This window comes from Antribacter soli (genome assembly GCF_021568775.1).
Lineage (GTDB): Bacteria > Actinomycetota > Actinomycetes > Actinomycetales > Cellulomonadaceae > Antribacter > Antribacter soli.
Map to the genome: position 1 here is coordinate 50,900 of NZ_JAKGSG010000054.1, position 16,759 is coordinate 67,658.

Sequence of the window (16,759 nt, forward strand, 5' to 3'; positions counted from 1 at the left end):
ATGGATACGTTGCATCCATGGCGACATCGAAGAACGTCGATCTGAGGAGGACGGCATGACGACCCTGCCTGTGGTGGTCGTCGGTGCGGGCCCGGTGGGCCTGGCCGCGGCGGCGCACCTGCTGGAGCGCGGCCTGGAGCCGCTGGTGCTTGAGGCCGGGGACGGCCCGGGCGCCGCGGTGGCGAGCTGGGGCCACGTGCGCCTGTTCTCGCCGTGGCGGTACGACGTCGACACGGCCGCGGCCCGCATGCTCGCGCCGACCGGATGGACCGCACCGGACCCCGATGTCCTGCCCCTCGGTGCCGAGCTGGTGCGCGACTATCTGGCGCCGCTCGCCGCAACGCCGGGGCTGCGCGACCGGATCCGGTTCGGGACGAGGGTGACCGCGGTCGCCCGTGAGGGTGCGGACCGCACGCGGTCGGTGGGTCGCGACCGGCGCCCCTACCTGGTCCGCTCGGTCGACGCCGCGGGCGTGACCCGGGACGTCCTGGCGCGGGCGGTGATCGACGCCTCGGGCACGTTCGGGCAGCCGAACCCGGTCGGCGTGTCGGGACTGCCCGCCGTCGGCGAGACCGACGCCACCGCCTACCTGACCGGCCCGCTGCCCGACGTGCTCGGCGCCGACCGGGCGCGGTTCGCCGGCCGGCACACGCTCGTCGTCGGCATGGGGCACTCGGCGGCGAACACGTTGCTGTCCCTCACCGAGCTCGCCAAGGCCGATCCGGGTACGCGGATCACGTGGGCGATACGCGGCGGGTCCGCCGTGCGCCTGTACGGCGGCGGTGAGGCGGACGAGCTACCGGCGCGGGGCCTTCTCGGAGTCCGGCTGCGCGAGGCGGTCGAGGCGGGACGGCTCGACCTGGTCACCCGGGTGGTCGTCGACCGGCTGGTGCCCGACGGCGACGTCGTCCGGGTCGTTGGCGCCGGCCGGCGCGACCAGGCCGACGGCGCCCTCGACCTGGCGGTGCACGCGATCGTCAACGCGACCGGGTTCCGCCCGGACCTGGGCATGCTGCGCGAGGTGCGCCTGGACCTCGACCCCGTGGTCGAGGCGCCCGCCCGGCTGGCCCCGCTCATCGACCCGAACCTGCACTCGTGCGGGACCGTGCCGCCGCACGGCGAGTCGGTCCTGGCCCACCCGGACGAGGGCTTCTACCTGGCCGGCATGAAGTCGTACGGGCGGGCGCCCACGTTCCTGCTCGCCACCGGGTACGAGCAGGTGCGCTCGATCGCGGCGGCCATGGCCGGGGACCACGTAGCCGCGGACGCCGTCGAGCTGCAGCTGCCCGAGACCGGCGTGTGCTCCTCGGACCTGGCCCTGGCCTCGGACGGGCTGGCCGCCGGCGGGTGCTGCGGCACCCCGGCCGGGCCGCAGCTGGTCGAGCTCGGCGTGGGGGCGCCCGGCGTGCCGGTGGGCGCGGGGGCGAAGCCCGGGTTCGCCACCGGGGTGCTGCACGGCCGTTCGGGCGACCCGCTTGCCTGACACGCCGGACCCCGCGGTGACCGGACCGGGCACCGCGGGGTTGCGCCGCCTCGTCATCTCAACCGTGCACCTGAGCGCGGTACTCACTCGGGCTCATCGAGTGGATGCGCCGGAACTGGCGGGAGAAGTACAGCGGGTCGGGGTATCCGACCTGCTGCCCGATCGAGCCGACGGTGCGGTCGGTGGTGTCGAGGAGCTCTCGCGCGGCCGCCATGCGCAGCCGGGTCTGGTACTCCAGCACGCCGAAGCCCGTCGCCCTGCGGAACAGCGCCGCGAAGTGGGACTGGCTGAACCCCGCCATCCCGGCGAGCTCCGGGACGGAGATGCGCTCGGACACGTTGGCGCGCAGGAACTCCAGGGTGCTCTCGACCGGGTCGGTACCCTCAGCGCTGCCGGTCCGCTGGTCGGCGCCGATCAGCGCCAGCGCGTGCCAGGCCGCACCCGACGCGGCGACCAGGCTGGACATGGTCTCGTCGCGTTCCATGCGCCGTAGGACGGTGTCCATGAGAGCGACGACGCGCGGCGGGTCGCCGAGCCGGACGACCGGCCGCTGCACTGTCGCGGCCATGGTGGCGAACAACGCAGGGACAGCGTGACCGATGATGTGCATCCACCAGATCGTCCATGGGTCGCCCGGGTCCGCTTCGTAGGTGTGCGGCTCGCCAGCAGGAATGACGAGCGCCTCCCCGGCTCGCACGTGGTGGACGCCGGAGCGCAGCGAGCAGGACCCTCGTCCGGCCACGCAGACCATGACGATGTTCTGCGGCGCACCCTGCGGCCTGGATCTGCCGTGCTGCGACGCACGCGGGAAGAAGCCCACGTCGGTGACGAGCACCTGCGAGGTCGCCGGCCGACGCCGAGCGTCTGCCACGAGCGGACGAGGCAGGACTCGCATGCGTTGACCGGGAAACCCGTCCCGGATGCGCGAGGTCGCCGGAACCTCCGACGACGGGATCGTCGATTCGTCCATGTTCTTCGCAGGATCGGACATTCTCGGAGGGTACTGGACGCTCCTACGGTGATCGGCATGCTCGAGGAAGAGTCCAGTCTCCATCTGCCGCCGGTCCCCGAGGACCAGGCCGGCGCGGCGGTCGCCGCCTGGCGTGAGCCCGTTCTCATCGACACCTACGCACCGGCCCCGCCGGACCGCTATCCCGCCTACCTGGAGCACCGCGTCTACCAGGGTTCGTCGGGCCGGATCTACCCGCTGCCGTTCCACGAGCGCATCGAGCCGGCGAAGCGGCCGCGCGCGTGGGACGCCATCCACGTGGAGAACGAGTGGGTCCGGCTCATGGTCCTGCCCGAGCTCGGCGGCCGCATCCACGTCGGCCTCGACAAGTCCAACGGCTACGACTTCTTCTACCGCAACAACGTCATCAAGCCGGCCCTAGTGGGCCTCGCCGGACCGTGGATCTCCGGCGGCGTCGAGTTCAACTGGCCTCAGCACCACCGGCCGGCCACGTTCCTTCCCGTCGACTCGTTCATCGAGCACGAGGACGACGGCGCGGTGACCGTGTGGTGCTCCGACCTCGACCCGTTCGCCCGGATGAAGGGCATGCACGGCATCCGTCTGCGGCCGGGAAGCAACCTCGTCGAGGTGCGCGGGCGGCTGTTCAACCGCACGCAGGACGTGCAGACCTTCCTGTGGTGGGCCAATGCCGCCGCTCGGGCGAACGACGACTACCAGTCCTTCTTCCCGACCGACGTCCGCTTCGTGGCCGACCACGCCAAGCGCGCGGTGACGGCCTTCCCCCAGGCAGACCGGCCGTACTATGGCGTCGACTACCCCGCCCGGGTCGGCCCGGCGCGCCCCGACGCCGACCGCCTCGACCGGTACCGCAACATCCCCGTCCCGACGTCGTACATGTGCCTGGGCAGCCAGGACGACTTCTTCGGCGGGTACGACCACGGCGTCGGTGGGGGGTTCGTCCACTGGGCCGACCACCGCATCGCACCGGGCAAGAAGCAGTGGACCTGGGGCAGCTCGCCGTTCGGCCGGGCATGGGACGCCAACCTCACGGACGGTGACGGTCCCTACGTCGAGCTGATGGCCGGGGTGTACACCGACAACCAGCCCGACTTCACGTTCCTCGCCCCGGGGGAGACCAAGGCGTTCAGCCAGTTCTGGTACCCGTTCCGGCTCGTGGGCCCGGTCCACCAGGCGACCCTGGACGCCGCGGTCCGCCTCGACATCAGCCCCGGGCCGGACCCGCAGCACGGCCGCGGGGACGACGACGCCGGCTCCGCGGGCGCCGTCACGCACGTGCGGGTCGGGGCCGCGTTCACCTCCGCGCGGCGCGACGTCGAACTGCGCCTGACCGACCCGCACGGCGAGGTCGTGTGGTCCGTACGCACCGACGTCGACCCGGCCCGCCCGGTCGTGAAGCGGCTGCAGCTCCCCGGCGCGTACGCCGCGACGGCGCTGACGCTCGCGGTGAGCCACGAGGGCACCGAGCTCGTACGCTGGCGGCACCGCGAGGCGCCGGCCGACGTCGTCGGTCCCGAGCCCGCCCGTGAGCCCGCCGCCCCGGAGGCCGTCGCGACGGTCGAGGAGCTGCACCTCACGGCGACCCACCTGGAGCAGTACCGGCACGCGACGCGGTCGCCGGAGCCGTACTGGCTCGAGGCCCTGCGCCGGGACCCGCAGGACAGCCGCGCCAACGTCGCCCTCGGCGTCCGGCGTCTGCGCTCCGGGCGGTACGACGAGGCCGAGCGCCACCTGCGCGCCGCCGTCGCGCGCCTGACCCGCCTCAACCCCAATCCCGCGGACGGCGAGGCGTTCTACCAGCTCGCGCGTGTGCTCGAGCGTACGGGCCGCCCGACCGAGGCGTACGACGCCTACGGCAAGGCCGCCTGGACCGCCGCCTGGCGGTCGCCGGCCTGGCTCGCCATGGCCCGCCTGGACGCCGCCCGTGGCGACCACGACGCCGCCCTGGCCCGGGCGCGTGACGTGATCGCGGTAGACCACGGTCAGCTCCAGGCCCGCGCGGTCGCCGTGCTCGCGTTGCGGCGCACCGGCCGGGCCGCCGAGGCGGACGAGCTGCTCCGCGGGACGACGGCGATCGACCCCCTGGACTGGTGGGCGCGCGACCTCGCGGGCGACCCGGTCGACGCCGACGCCCCGACCTGCGTGGACATCGCGCTCGAGTACGTCTCGGTCGGCGAGCTGGACAGCGCCCTGCGGCTGCTGGAGCGCGCGGCCGGGCTGCCCACCGCCGCTGGGCAGGTCAACGTGGCGCCGCTGGCCCTCTACCACCGTGCCGACCTGCTGCGCCAGGCCCGACGCGCCACCGAGGCCGAGCAGGCGCACGCCGCCGCGCGCTCGGCCGACCTCACCTACTGTCTGGCCTCGCGGCCGGACGACGCCGACATGCTGCGCCGCACCTGCGCCGCACGGCCCGGCGACTCGCGCGCCTGGGCGCTGCTGGGTCACTGGCTCTACGCCGAGCACCGCCACGACGACGCGGTCGACGCGTGGCGCCGGTCGGTCGACCTCGACGGGGGCGACGCCGTCGTGCGGAGGAACCTTGCCGTCGCGACAGTGAACGTGCTCGGGCGACCCGACGAGGCCGCGTACTGGTACGAGCGTGCGCTCGAGGTGTCGCCGGACGACCCCCGGCTCGTGTACGAGTCCGACCAGCTGGCGAATCGGGCCGGCGCGCCTCCGCAGGAGCGCCTGGACCGGTTCACGTCGCTCCGGCACGTCGTCGAGCAACGCGACGACCTGACGATCACGCGTGCCGAGCTCCTGACCGCGCTCGAGCGCGCCGACGAGGCGTTGGAGGTGCTGCGCCGACGCCGCTTCCAGCCGTGGGAGGGCGGTGAGGGCCGCGTGCTCGGCGCGTGGGACGAGGCGCTGCTCGCCCTCGCCCGCCGCGCCCTGACGGACGCCGACCCGCAGCGTGCGGTCGCTCTGCTCGAAGAGGCGTTCGCGCCGCCCGCGACCCTCGGCGAGGGCCGCCACCCGCTCGCCAACTGCTCGCACCTGTGGCTGACGCTCGGCGACGCACGAGACGCCGCCGGCGACCCCGACGGGGCACGCGAGGCCTGGAGGCAGGCCGCAGGGTTCGCCGGCGACTTCCGGACCATGAGCGCGATGCCGTACTCGGAGATGACGTACTACTCCGTGCTGGCCGGCCGCCGCCTGCGGGACACGGCCACGGAAGCCGTGCTCGTCGACGGGCTCGCGGCGTACGTCCGGGAGCTGCAGGACGAGCCGGCGACGGTCGACTACTTCGCTACGTCGCTGCCCGCGATGCTGCTGTTCACCGAGGACGTCCAGGCCACCGCCGACACCACCGTCCTGCTGCTCCAGGCCCAGCTCGCCGCGCTGGCCGGTGCGCGGGACCGCGCGGCCGAGCTCCTCGCCCGCGTCCTCGACCGCGACCCGGTGCGCGTGCGTGCGCTCGACGTCCGGCGGCAGCTCGCCGCCGCGTCTGCGGGCACCACTGCGACGCGGCACTCCCCGCGATCAGCCTCGACCTACCGAAAGGCATGAACCTTGTCCCTCATGCACCCCTCGGGGGTTCCCCAGCATCTCCCGCCGCGCCTGACGATCACGTTGTGGGACTTCACCTGGTACACCCAGACCACCCCCGGCGAGCCCTTCGCCGACCTCGACGCCGCGTTCGAGCAGGCCGTCGAGCGCGGCTACAACACGGTGCGCATCTGTGCGATGCCGTTCCTGCTCTTCGGCGACCACGGCATCGACACCACGGCCTTGCGGTTCACCGGGCTCGGCGGTGACGTCGGAGTCCGGACCCGGTGGTACGACGTCGCCGGAGGTGCCGTCCTCGACGGCCGGGCACACCTCGCGGAGCTCTTCCGCGCGGCACGGCGCCACGGCTGCTACGTGATCCTGTCGTCCTGGGAGTACCAGCAGAGCCCCGCCTTCCTCGAGGGGTCCGAGTGGTACGACGCCCTCCTGGCCGTCCCGCCGGACGACCGGCACACGGTCATGGCCGATGCGATGGGCGAGCTGGTGCAGTGGCTCAAGGACGAGGACCTAGCCGACAACATCGCCTATGCCGAGCTGCACAACGAGGTCGACCTCAGCCGCCTCACCCTTGCCGGCGGGGGGAGCCAGCAGGACCCCTACCGGCTGCAGCGACCGTACGTCGAGGTCGCCGTCGCGCGCATGCGCGAGCGCCACCCCGACGTTCTCGCGACGAGCTGCTACGGCATCCCGCCGCACCTCGACATGGCGGCGGTGCCGGGCAACGGTCAGGTCGCCCACTTCCACGTCTACGTCTACGGGGTCCTCGGGGCGCTGGAACGCTGGGCCGGCGTCCGCGCCACCTCCGGCTTCCCCTCCCCGGAGCTCCGCTCGCTGCTGCGGGACGACGCGCCAGACGTCGCCTCCTACGAGGGCAGGGTCGAGCCGTGGCGTCTGTCGGCGACCGGGGTGTCGACCAGCATGTTCTTCAGCTACGACTGGGTGGACACCACGCGCTGGGACACCTGGCTCTACGAGAACTACGTGCGGTGGCACGAGGCCATGACCCAGGCGCTCGACGACCGGCTCGAGGTCCTTGCACGCTTCGCCGAGCGGACCGCGGCCCCGCTCGTCATCGGCGAGGGCTGGATCGGGTACACGCCCCTGCTGGCCGAGTTCGAGGACGGTCCGGTCGGCCGGACCCTCGCGGAGCACGCCATGACCCGGTGCATCGAGCACGGAGCCTGGGGCGCAGTCGTCGGGTCGAACTCGGCCCCGCACCACCCCGGGTGGGCGAACGTCGAGTGGCAGCAGCGATGGAACCGGCGCCTGCTCCTCGGTGACACGCGTGCCTGAGCAGCCGCATCAGCGCAGCGGTGCCGGTGCGCCGGTGACTACTGCGCGACCGGCACGGTCACCGCGACGACGAACGCAAGGATCGCGAGCACGAGTGCGACCGGCGTCATCACGTACCGCTCCGGCTTGGACCGGGAGATCGCGTTCATGATCACGCCCAGGGCGAGGAAGCCGAACACCACCCACATCCCGACCTGCGACGCCGCGTTCGGCACGACGTCGATCACGCTGCCCAGATCGAGGGCCAGCAGCGCGAGAACCGCGTAGACCAGGACCGAGATGCCGGAGCCGATCCGATACCCGACGGGCAGCACCCCGGGATGCCGGCCACCCCAGGCGAACCGCCCCCACGGTGCACCGAAGGCGAGCGCGAGCTGGAAGACGACCAGCCCGCCGATGACGACGGCGAAGAGGATGGCGGCGATCACGATGGGAGCATAAGCGACATCGCCGGTGTCACCCATCGCGGTACTCTTGCGAAATGCGACCCCTCCGGTATTCCATCAACGTCACACTGGACGGGTGCTGCGATCATCGTGCAATCCCTGCGGACGAAGAATTGCATCGTCACGCGGTCGAGAACCTCAGCCGGGCCGATGCCCTTCTCTTTGGCCGAGTGACTTACGAAATGATGGAATCAGCGTGGCGTCCGCCGGCTCCGACCGGAGCGAGACCTGATTGGACGGAACCCTTCGCCCGGACGATCAACGCGGCAAAGAAGTACGTCGTGTCGAGCACCCTGGAGCAGGTCGACTGGAACGCGGAACTCGTGCGCGCGGATCTGGGCGAGGCCGTTCAGCGGCTCAAGGAGGAGTCGGGCAAGGGACTGTTCGTCGGAGGTGTGAAGCTCCCACTGGCGCTGACGGAGCTGGGATTGATCGATGAGTACGAGTTCGTGGTGCATCCCAGGCTCGCGGGGCACGGACCGACGTTGTTCGCGGGGCTGTCGAAATATGTCGACCTGTTGCTCGTGAGCCGGCTGGAGTTCGGCTCGGGGGCAATGGCGATGCGGTACGAGCCGAGAAGGTAGCCATCGCACCGCCGCCATTCATCGTTGCCCCGGTATCGAGGTCATTTCATCGGGTCATCTGGACCGCCCCGGGTGATGGGGGAGCGGTGGCGATCTGGTTTCGCCCCGAGGACTTCGCGCGATACAGGCCGACGTCGGCGAGATGGACGATGGCCTCAGGAGAGTCAGCGGGACCGAGCGCGCACCCGCCGCTGACAGTGACGGTGATCCTCTGGCCGTCGACGGAGACGGGCTCCGCAGCGGTCGCCGAGCGGATCCGCTCCGCGACCGCGAGTGCTCCGTCGAGATCCGTGTGCGGCAGGATGACGAGGAACTCCTCACCACCCCAGCGACCGGCGACGTCCCCCGCGCGCAGCTCGCTGTGCAGGTGGCCGGCGAAGGCGTGAAGCACCTGGTCGCCGGCCGAGTGGCCGTAGGTGTCGTTGATCTGTTTGAAGAGGTCGAGGTCGAGCAGCGCAACGCACAGGGGGTACTGGTGGCGGACGGAGTCGTGGTGCCGGCGGTTGAGCTCCTCGACGAGGTGCCGACGGTTGTAGAGGCCCGTGAGCGAGTCGGTGCGGCTCAGGCGCTCCAGCTCGGCGTTGCGCTGCTGGAGCTGATCCTGGAGCATCTTGATGTGGGACGCCGCCCCGACGCGGGCGAGCAGCTCGGCGGCCTCGAAGGGTTTCCTGAGGTAGTCGTGCGCGCCGCCGCGCAGCCCGGCCACGACATCGTTCATGGTGTTCCGGCCGGTGAGGAACACGACCGGGATGTCCCGGAGCTCGGCATCGCCCTTGAGCGCGGTGAGCACCTGGAATCCGTCGAGCCCGGGCATCTCGACGTCGAGCAGCACGACGTCGGGCGGGTCCTCGCGACACTGCCGGAGCGCGTCCAGCCCGTCCACGGCCTCGATGACCCGGTAGCCCTCGTTCTCCAGCCCGTCTCGGACCACGGCGCGGATCACGAGCGAGTCGTCGGCGATCAGGATCGTCGCGGTGGTCACAGTCGTTCTGCCAGTGCCGTCGGGTCGGCGACGAAGACCAGGTGGCCGTCGGTGTCGAACGTCCCGGCGACGAGGGGTCGGCCCTGGCCCTTCGGTGCCGGCCGGATGTCGGCGCTTTCGACCTGCCGGATGCCGGTGACGACGTCGACGAGCAGACCGAAGGTCTTGCCGTTCGCCTCGATCACCAGGATGTGCCGGCCGTCGTTCTCGAGCGGTGAGATCACGGTCAGGGGTGGGTCCCCCGGGATGATGCCGGCGACGTCGGCGGCCGGGTCCGGCAGCGAGACCAGGTCCGCGGTCGTGCGGACCGAGCGAGCCGCCTGCAGGGGCAGGCAGTAGGCCGCGCCGGCCGCCTGGAAGCAGACCATCGTCGTCATCAGGGGCCCCTTCACGCCTTGGAGTCGAGCAGCTTGAGGAGCTCGGCCGCCGCATAGCCCTCGAGCCCGGCGGGCGTGTGGTCGGGACCGGCGTCGGTCAGGGCGCGGCGTGCGGCCGCGAAGGCGCGCCTCGCCGAGCCCTCGTCGCCCGCCGCCTCGAGCGCCAGCCCCAGGTTCAGCTGTGCGACCGGGTCGTGCGGCTCGAGGTAGGCCCACTTGCGAAATGCCACGACCGCCGCGTCGTAGTCGCCCGCGGCGATGGCGTACTGGCCCGCCGTCTCCAGCCGATCGGCGGGTTCAGCGGGCTCGGGTGCGGCCGGCGGTCGTTCGGCCCTCGTGATCGAGCGGGTGGACCCGCCGGGGGCGACCCGGGACGCCCGCGTCGGGTTCCCCGAACGCGGGCGAGGTGTGGCCGTCGGGGCCGCGTGTCGTCGGGCGGGCTCGTCCTGGCCGGCGCGCCGCGGTGCGGAGCCCAGGCCGGCGACGCGTTGGCGGTAGATGAAGGTGTCGCCCATGTTGACGGCTCGGAAGCGGTCGGAGGCCTGCCAGATCGTCTCGGCCGCGCCGATGACGAGCGTCGTGGTCGGCGTGAGGCTCCTGGCGATCCGGTCGAGGAACAGGCGGACCTGCTCGGGGGAGAGGTAGATGAGCACGTTGCGGCAGAAGACCACCTGGCACGACAGGACCTCGGGCGGGAGCGGGTCCAGGAGGTTGTGGTGCAGCGTGCCGACCCGGGCCCGGACGGACTTCTTGACCTCCCAGTTGTCCCCGGTGCGCGTGAAGTGGCGCTCGATCCGGTTCGGCGAGAGGCCGGAGACCTCGCGGCCGGAATAGCGTCCGGCCGCCGTCCGCCGCAGCGCCGCGGTCGAGAGGTCGGTGGCGATCACCGAGCCGTCGATACGGTGCTCCTCCAGCAGCATCGCCAACGTGTAGGCCTCCTGGCCGTTGGCGCACCCAGCGCTCCAGATCCGCACCGGACGGGGCACGTTCGGCAGCACCTCGCGGACCAGCACCTCGAACTGCTCGGGATGGCGGAAGAATCCCGTCTCCTGCACCGTGACCCGGTCCATCAGGCCCTGGAGCCACTCGGCGTCCACCATCAGCCTGTCGAGATACGCCGTGGGATCCTGGCCGTGGCGCGCGGCCTCCTCCCGGACGGCGCGGCGCAGGCGCCCTCGCAAGGTCTTGTCCTGGCGCAGTCCGATGCGCAGGTGGAGCAGGTCGGCCGCCTGGTCGACGACGGTCTCGAAGGCGTGGCTGTGCGTCATCCGCGCACCACCTCCCGCACGGCCTGCTGCACGGCGTCGGCCAGCTTGTCGATCCGGAGCAGCTCGGTCACCGCGCCGACCCCGACGGCTGCTTTCGGCATCCCGAACACCGTGGACGAGCCTTCGTCCTGGGCGAGGGTCGAGCCACCGCTCCGGTGGATCGCCAGCAGGCCCAGCGCCCCGTCGTCGCCCATGCCGGTGAGCAGCACGCCGACCCCCGCCCGACCGGCGGTTCGGGCCACCGATCGGAACAGCTCGTCTGCCGACGGCCGGTGCGTCGTGACCGGCGACTCGACCAGCTCGAGCATGCCACCGGCCGCATAGTGCAGATGACGGCCGCCCGGGGCGAAGTAGACCCGCCCGGGTCGGGCGATCTGCTGGTGACCGGCAGTCTCGACGGGGAGCGCGGAGACCCGGGACATCCATTCGACGAGACTCGTGGTGAAGTCGGGGTGCAGGTGCTGGACCACCAGCACCGGAGCCTGGAGTCCGACCAAGCCCCCGAGCAGGGTCGCCAGGGCGCTGGGGCCTCCGGTCGAGGCGGCGATCGCCACGACTGGTTGCTGCCCGGAGCGCGGTGCGGCGTAGCGCGGTGGGTCCGGCGCCTTGTTGCCCCGCGGATGGCGGATGACGTGGACGTTGCTGATCTGGCGAACGGCTCGCCGCAGCTCCGCGCCCTCTGCGGTCGTCCACAGTTGAGGCCGCGGCAGGGCCTCGAGGGCGCCGGCGACGAGGGCAGCGACCGCCGAGGGCGCGCGCCGGTCAAGGATGTGGGCTGACAGGATCAGGATCGGCGTGGGCGTTCGCGCCATGATCTGCTCGATGGTTCGCTGGCTCTGCCCGTCCCGGAGGTGCAGGTCGAGGACGACGACGTCGGGACGTGACGTCGCGACCAGTTCGATGGCCTCCGCGGCGGTCGAGGAGCAGTCCGTGACGGCGATGTCGCCCTGAGCCTGCAGGATCGACACGAGCTGGCTCCGCTGCGCGGACGCGTCCTCGACGAGGAGCACGCGAATCCGGCCGCCGTCGGTTCCGCCCCTCATGCCGTCACCCCCAGGAGGCGGTTCACCGCGGTCACCAGGCTGGTCTCGTCGAACGCGCTCTTGGTGATGTAGCCGTCGGCGCCCGCGTCCATACCCCGCTGCCGGTCGGAATCACTGGCGCGGGAGCTCACGATGAGCACCGGAGTGTTGGCCAGGCTCGGATGAGCCCGGATCGCCTCGGTCAGCGCGAATCCGTCCATCGTGGGCATCTCGATGTCGGTGACGACGAGGTCGCTGCGTTCCTGGGCGAGCTTCGTCAGGGCGTGCTGCCCATCGGTCGCGACCCGTACGTCGAACCCGGCTCGCTCGAGGATGCCGCGCTGCAGCTCGCGCACGACGAGCGCGTCGTCGACGACGAGCACGCTGCGCCGAGCTGCTCCAGGTCCCACGGCGGGTGCCTTCGGCCCGCTCGTCCGGCCCGTCTGACCCGCCCGCTCGATCAGGCCGGGTGGGTCGAGCACGACCAGGATCGAGCCGTCAGGCTCCACGCCGGCGCCTGCGACCAACGGCAGGCGAGGGAGCAGAGGGCTGAGTGCCTTGATGACCACGTCGCGCTGGCCGACCAGCCGGTCGACGCCGAACGCGTGCCTCCGGGAGGCGCCGGCGAGCACCACGACCGGCCCCTCGGGCTTCCCGCCCCCGGCGAGTCCGAGCGTCTCGCCCAGCGGTCTCACAGGCACCGGATGTCCGTCCACCCACACCACCGGCCTTCCCTCGGCATGCGTAACCGTGGACGGCTCGTGAGCCTGGGAGAGCAGCACTCGATGGAAGGGCAGCGCGAAGCGCTGGCCGGCGGCCTCGACGAGCAGGCAGCGCAGCACGGCCACCGTGATCGGCACGATGATCCTGAACTCGGTGCCGACGCCGGGTTCCGAACGAACCTCCACCCGGCCCTGAGCCGCCTCGACACTGGTCCGCACGACGTCGAGGCCGACTCCGCGTCCGGAGACGTCGGTGACGAACTGCGCTGTCGACAAGCCGGCCCGGAAGCTCAGCCCGAGACGCTCCTCCTGGGTCAGCCCCTCGATGTCGATCCCGAGGCGGTTCGCCTCCCGCTCGACGCTCTCCGTGTCGATGCCCCGGCCGTCGTCGCTCACCGCGATGATGACCTCGGCGCCGAGCTGCATCGCGTGGAGCCGCAGCGTCGCCCGGGGCTGCTTTCCGGCCCGCTCTCGCTCCGCGGGCGACTCGATGCCGTGGTCGATCGCGTTGCGGACCAGGTGCATGACGGAGTCGGACAACCGGTGCAGCACGCCGCGGTCCATCTCGGTGTCGATGCCCTCCGCTTCCCAGCGGACGTCCTTGCCCTGGGCGCGGGACAGGTCGCGCACCGCCCGGTGGAGCTGGTCGGTGATGGTGGACACCGGCACCATCTGCGCGCGCATCGCGTGCTCGCGCAGGTCGTTGAGCGAGCGGGACAGCTCGTTGAACTCGGCGCAGGTGGCCGGGTCGACGTGAAACCTGTCGTTGAGCATCCGCCCGACGCGAAGCTGAGCCGAGGCGGTCTCCCCGACGAGGCGAGTGAGCTCCTCCAGACGTTCGACGGGAACCATGATGAAGCCGCCGCCGCCCGCCGGCCCTTCAGGCGGATCGGATCGCGCGCCGGCGGGTACGGAAGCCCGATCCACAGGTGGGGGAGTGGTCGGGCGGGCAGGGGGCCGCGCTTCGGAGGGTCGTGGCTTCTGCAGTCCGTTCGTCGTCGCGGGCTCGGCGTGCGTGGAGTCAACCTCCGGCCCGTCGACCTGCGTCCCGGAGACGGCCGCGCCGAGCTGGTCGGTGCCCCGCAGCAGCATGTCGATCACCTCGGCGGTGATCGGTCGCCGACCGGCCCGCACCTCTTCGACCACCTCCTCGAGGTGGTGCGCCATGCGGCTCACCTCGTCGAGCCCTGCGACGGCGGCCGAGCCCTTGAGGGTGTGCAGCTCGCGAAAGACGGACCCCACGAGCGTCTCGTCGTCGACGTTCTGCTCCAGCCGGAGCAGCAGCCTGCCGAGCTCGGCGAGCCGGACCTCAGCCTCCTGCGCGAAGAGCCGCCGCACCCGCTCGGGGCTCATGCCCGACATCAGCCGCCCCCTGTCGAGGTCAGGTCGAGCCGTGCGGCGGGGTCCCGGACTCGCTCGGGGGACAGCAGAGCCGGTGGGTCGAGCAGCGCGGCCACCTGCTGGCCCACCTGATAGAGCCCCGTGGTACCCGGCAGGTCGGAGGGGCCGGTGGGCACGTCGAGCATCTGACGACGAGGAAAGCCGGTCGTCGCCAGTGCGGCGAGACCGTGTGCGCCGGTCACGACCACCGCGAACGCCGTCGCCTCGACCCTGCCCAGGCCCAGGAGACCCGCTGTGTCGAGCAACGGGACGATCTGGCCCCGCAGGTTGAACAGACCGATCACCACCGGCGGCGCGGTCGCCAACGGTGTCAGGGTCGGAGCAGTGACGACCTCGCACGCCCAGTCCACCGGCAGTGCGTAGAGGTCGGCTCCGACCGGGAGCAGCAGGACGTGAACGTCGGTCATCGGAACCCGCTGCCGCCCGCCGCCGTGGCTGCGGTGGTCTCGAGGTTTCCGGCGAGGTCGGCGAGGTTGCCGGCGGCGTCGGCGATCTGCTGGGCGGTGGCCGAGACCTGGCGGCTGGCGTCGGTGAGCTGTTCCATGGTCTCGACGACCTGAGCGGTGGCGCTGCGCTGTTGCTGGGTGGTGAGGCGGACCACCTCCACACCCGCAGTCTTGACCTGGGCAGCGACCCGCCTTCCGGTGTCGAGCATCGCGTTGAAGGACTCGCCAAGCACCACGAGCTCCTTCGAACCCTCAGGCCGGAAACGGGCATCCGGGTCGCCGTCCGCGACCCTCCGCGCCACCTCGGCCAGTGCAGCGGTCTCGGCGAGCACGGTCAGGCTCTCGCGGCGTTCGGACAGCCAGTCCTCCAACCGCAGCGTGACCGCGTGGGCGACGGTCTGCCCCTCGCGCTCGGCGGCGGCGGTCAGGCTGTCCGACGCCGAGTTCGTCAACAGGACCGCCAGCGCGACCATCACCGGCACCGAGACCAACAACATTGCCGCCACCAAGCGAAACGCGAAGCGGCGGTGCAGCGTGCGCCACCCTGCTGCGTCTGGCACCTTCATGTCAGTACCGGTCCCTTGCCGTGGCTGCGGTGGTCTCGAGGTTTCCGGCGAGGTCGGCGAGGTTGCCCGCGGCGTCGGCGATCTGCTGGGCGGTGGCCGAGACCTGGCGGCTGGCGTCGGTGAGCTGTTCCATGGTTTCCACGACCTGAGCGGTGGCGCTGCGCTGTTGCTGGGTGGTGAGGCGGACCTGGTCGTGGGCGTCGGTCACGGCCTCGAGCAGTGTCAGGCCCTGCTGCATCTGCTTGGCGCCTTTTTCCATGGCCATGACCGTGGCGTTGGTCTCGTCCTGGACCGCCGCGACGATCGTGGCGATGTTGCCGGCGGAGGTCTTGGAGCGTTCGGCCAGGCGGCGTACCTCGTCGGCCACGACTGCGAAGCCACGCCCGTTCTCGCCGGCGCGGGCGGCCTCGATCGCGGCGTTGAGGGCGAGCAGGTTGGTCTGGTCGGCGATGTCGTTGATCAGGTCGAGCAGGCCGTCGATGTCGTTGACCCGGCCGGCGAGTGCCAAGGTGCGTTCACTGGACGTGGAGATGTCGCCTTCGGCCTGCTCGAGGTTGTCCCGGGTCTCGGCGGTCTGGCGGGCGACCTTGCCGACGGTCTCGGCGATCGCGGCCGAGGACCGGGCCAGCTCCTCGGTGGTCGCCGCGACCTGGGTGAACGCGGCGCTCTGCTGGGTGGTCGTCGCGGCCAGCTCGTCGGAGGACGCCGACAGCTCCGCCGCGGCCGAGTTCACCTCCACACCCGCAGTCGTCGTCTCGTCCGCGATTCCCCGTAGGTTCCGCGCCTCGCGGACACCGAAGACGAGCGCGGCTCCGACGGCGAGCAGGGCTCCGACCGCACCGACCGCGAGGGCGTACTGGCGCTCGGTGGTGATCGGGGCGAGCAGGGTGTCGGCGTGCTCCTGGGCGATGACGATCCAGTTCAGGTCCTCGACGTGGTCGTATCCGCCGATGACGTCGTGGCCGTGCGGGTCGATGAATCGCGCGGCACCGGGCCGGCCGGTGCTGGTCGCTGCCTGGGTGGCGGCGTTCTCGACGGTGGTGCTGAGCGCGCCGGCGGCCAGCATCGCGGTGTCGTCGGCGGCGTGGCCCATGTCCTCGGTGCTGTAGATGAGGCGATGCTCCGAGTCCACGGCGAGTACCTCGCTGCCCTCCAGCTCGGGGTTGAGCACGTCGGAGAGCTCGGCCGCGTTGAGGTTGCCGACCAGGACGGCGAGCGGGCGGCCGTCCTCGCCCAGCACCGGCTGCGCCATGACCCACTCGATGTGGTCGCCCTGCCGGACCGGCGCGGTCAGGACGGGCTCACCTTCGGCGACGCGGGCGAACCACTCCTGCCCGGTCGGGTCGATGCCGGCACTGCCTTGGCTGGTCAACAGCACGTTGCCGGCCAGGTCGGCGATCTCGATCTGGGTGAAGTGGCCGCCGGTCTCGGCGACGTGGGCCAGCGCGGCGTGTGTCGCCTCGGCGGTCGGGTCCTCGGCAGCGGTCTCGGCGAGCACGGTCAGGCTCTCGCGGCGTTCGGACAGCCAGTCCTCCAACCGCAGCGTGACCGCGTGGGCGACGGTCTGCCCCTCGCGCTCGGCGGCGGCGGTCAGGCTGTCCGACGCCGAGTTCGTCAACAGGACCGCCAGCGCGACCATCACCGGCACCGAGACCAACAACATTGCCGCCA

14 protein-coding genes are annotated in these 16,759 nt (G+C 71.8%); 4 read left to right on the top strand and 10 right to left on the bottom strand.

The window, feature by feature from the left end; all coding sequences use genetic code 11:
• Positions 1 to 55: 55 nt before the first annotated feature.
• Positions 56 to 1,483, top strand: a complete 1,428-nt coding sequence (locus tag L1785_RS19365) for an FAD-dependent oxidoreductase (protein ID WP_236090945.1) — start codon at positions 56 to 58, stop codon at positions 1,481 to 1,483.
• 58 nt (positions 1,484 to 1,541) lie between these two features.
• On the opposite strand, the gene L1785_RS19370 is transcribed toward L1785_RS19365, so the two are convergent.
• Positions 1,542 to 2,474 carry an AraC family transcriptional regulator gene (locus L1785_RS19370; RefSeq protein WP_236090946.1) on the bottom strand — a complete coding sequence of 311 codons (933 nt, stop codon included), beginning with the start codon at positions 2,472 to 2,474 and terminating at the stop codon, positions 1,542 to 1,544.
• Positions 2,475 to 2,510: 36 nt separating this feature from the next.
• Between L1785_RS19370 and L1785_RS19375 the strand changes: the two genes are divergently transcribed.
• Together L1785_RS19375 and L1785_RS19380 are read left to right on the top strand one after the other, a co-directional pair.
• Complete coding sequence (locus L1785_RS19375; protein WP_236090947.1) at positions 2,511 to 5,981, top strand: DUF5107 domain-containing protein; 3,471 nt, start codon at positions 2,511 to 2,513, stop codon at positions 5,979 to 5,981.
• 12 nt (positions 5,982 to 5,993) lie between these two features.
• Positions 5,994 to 7,274 carry a cellulase-like family protein gene (locus L1785_RS19380; RefSeq protein ID WP_236090948.1) on the top strand — a complete coding sequence of 427 codons (1,281 nt, stop codon included), beginning with the start codon at positions 5,994 to 5,996 and terminating at the stop codon, positions 7,272 to 7,274.
• A gap of 38 nt (positions 7,275 to 7,312) precedes the next feature.
• Here the strand turns inward: L1785_RS19380 and L1785_RS19385 are convergent, their stop codons facing one another.
• Positions 7,313 to 7,702 (bottom strand): hypothetical protein, encoded by a 390-nt coding sequence (locus L1785_RS19385; RefSeq protein ID WP_236090949.1) that lies wholly within the window; start codon positions 7,700 to 7,702, stop codon positions 7,313 to 7,315.
• 53 nt (positions 7,703 to 7,755) lie between these two features.
• Here L1785_RS19385 and L1785_RS19390 point away from each other — a divergent pair, with 53 nt between their 5' ends.
• A complete protein-coding gene (locus L1785_RS19390; RefSeq protein ID WP_236090950.1) occupies positions 7,756 to 8,304 on the top strand; it encodes a dihydrofolate reductase family protein in 549 nt (182 codons plus the stop codon).
• Between the two features lie 46 nt (positions 8,305 to 8,350).
• On the opposite strand, the gene L1785_RS19395 is transcribed toward L1785_RS19390, so the two are convergent.
• The 8 genes from L1785_RS19395 to L1785_RS19430 all read right to left on the bottom strand — a co-directional run.
• A complete protein-coding gene (locus L1785_RS19395) occupies positions 8,351 to 9,286 on the bottom strand; it encodes a GGDEF domain-containing response regulator (RefSeq protein ID WP_236090951.1) in 936 nt (311 codons plus the stop codon).
• Positions 9,283 to 9,663 (bottom strand): chemotaxis protein CheW, encoded by a 381-nt coding sequence (locus L1785_RS19400; protein WP_236090952.1) that lies wholly within the window; start codon positions 9,661 to 9,663, stop codon positions 9,283 to 9,285. Before L1785_RS19400 ends, L1785_RS19395 begins: the two co-directional genes overlap by 4 nt.
• A gap of 11 nt (positions 9,664 to 9,674) precedes the next feature.
• Entirely contained in the window at positions 9,675 to 10,931 is a 1,257-nt protein-coding gene (locus tag L1785_RS19405) for a CheR family methyltransferase (RefSeq protein ID WP_236090953.1), read from the bottom strand.
• Positions 10,928 to 11,974, bottom strand: coding sequence for a chemotaxis protein CheB (locus L1785_RS19410; protein WP_236090954.1), 1,047 nt, complete (start codon positions 11,972 to 11,974; stop codon positions 10,928 to 10,930). The genes L1785_RS19405 and L1785_RS19410 overlap by 4 nt, the downstream gene beginning before the upstream one ends.
• Complete coding sequence (locus L1785_RS19415; protein ID WP_236090955.1) at positions 11,971 to 14,037, bottom strand: hybrid sensor histidine kinase/response regulator; 2,067 nt, start codon at positions 14,035 to 14,037, stop codon at positions 11,971 to 11,973. The genes L1785_RS19410 and L1785_RS19415 overlap by 4 nt, the downstream gene beginning before the upstream one ends.
• A complete protein-coding gene (locus L1785_RS19420) occupies positions 14,037 to 14,483 on the bottom strand; it encodes a chemotaxis protein CheW (RefSeq protein ID WP_236090956.1) in 447 nt (148 codons plus the stop codon). Before L1785_RS19420 ends, L1785_RS19415 begins: the two co-directional genes overlap by 1 nt.
• Positions 14,480 to 15,019 (bottom strand): HAMP domain-containing protein, encoded by a 540-nt coding sequence (locus tag L1785_RS19425; protein ID WP_236090957.1) that lies wholly within the window; start codon positions 15,017 to 15,019, stop codon positions 14,480 to 14,482. Before L1785_RS19425 ends, L1785_RS19420 begins: the two co-directional genes overlap by 4 nt.
• 70 nt (positions 15,020 to 15,089) lie before the next feature.
• The coding region (locus L1785_RS19430; protein ID WP_236090958.1) for a methyl-accepting chemotaxis protein at positions 15,090 to 16,759 on the bottom strand (1,670 nt) is incomplete at its 5' end.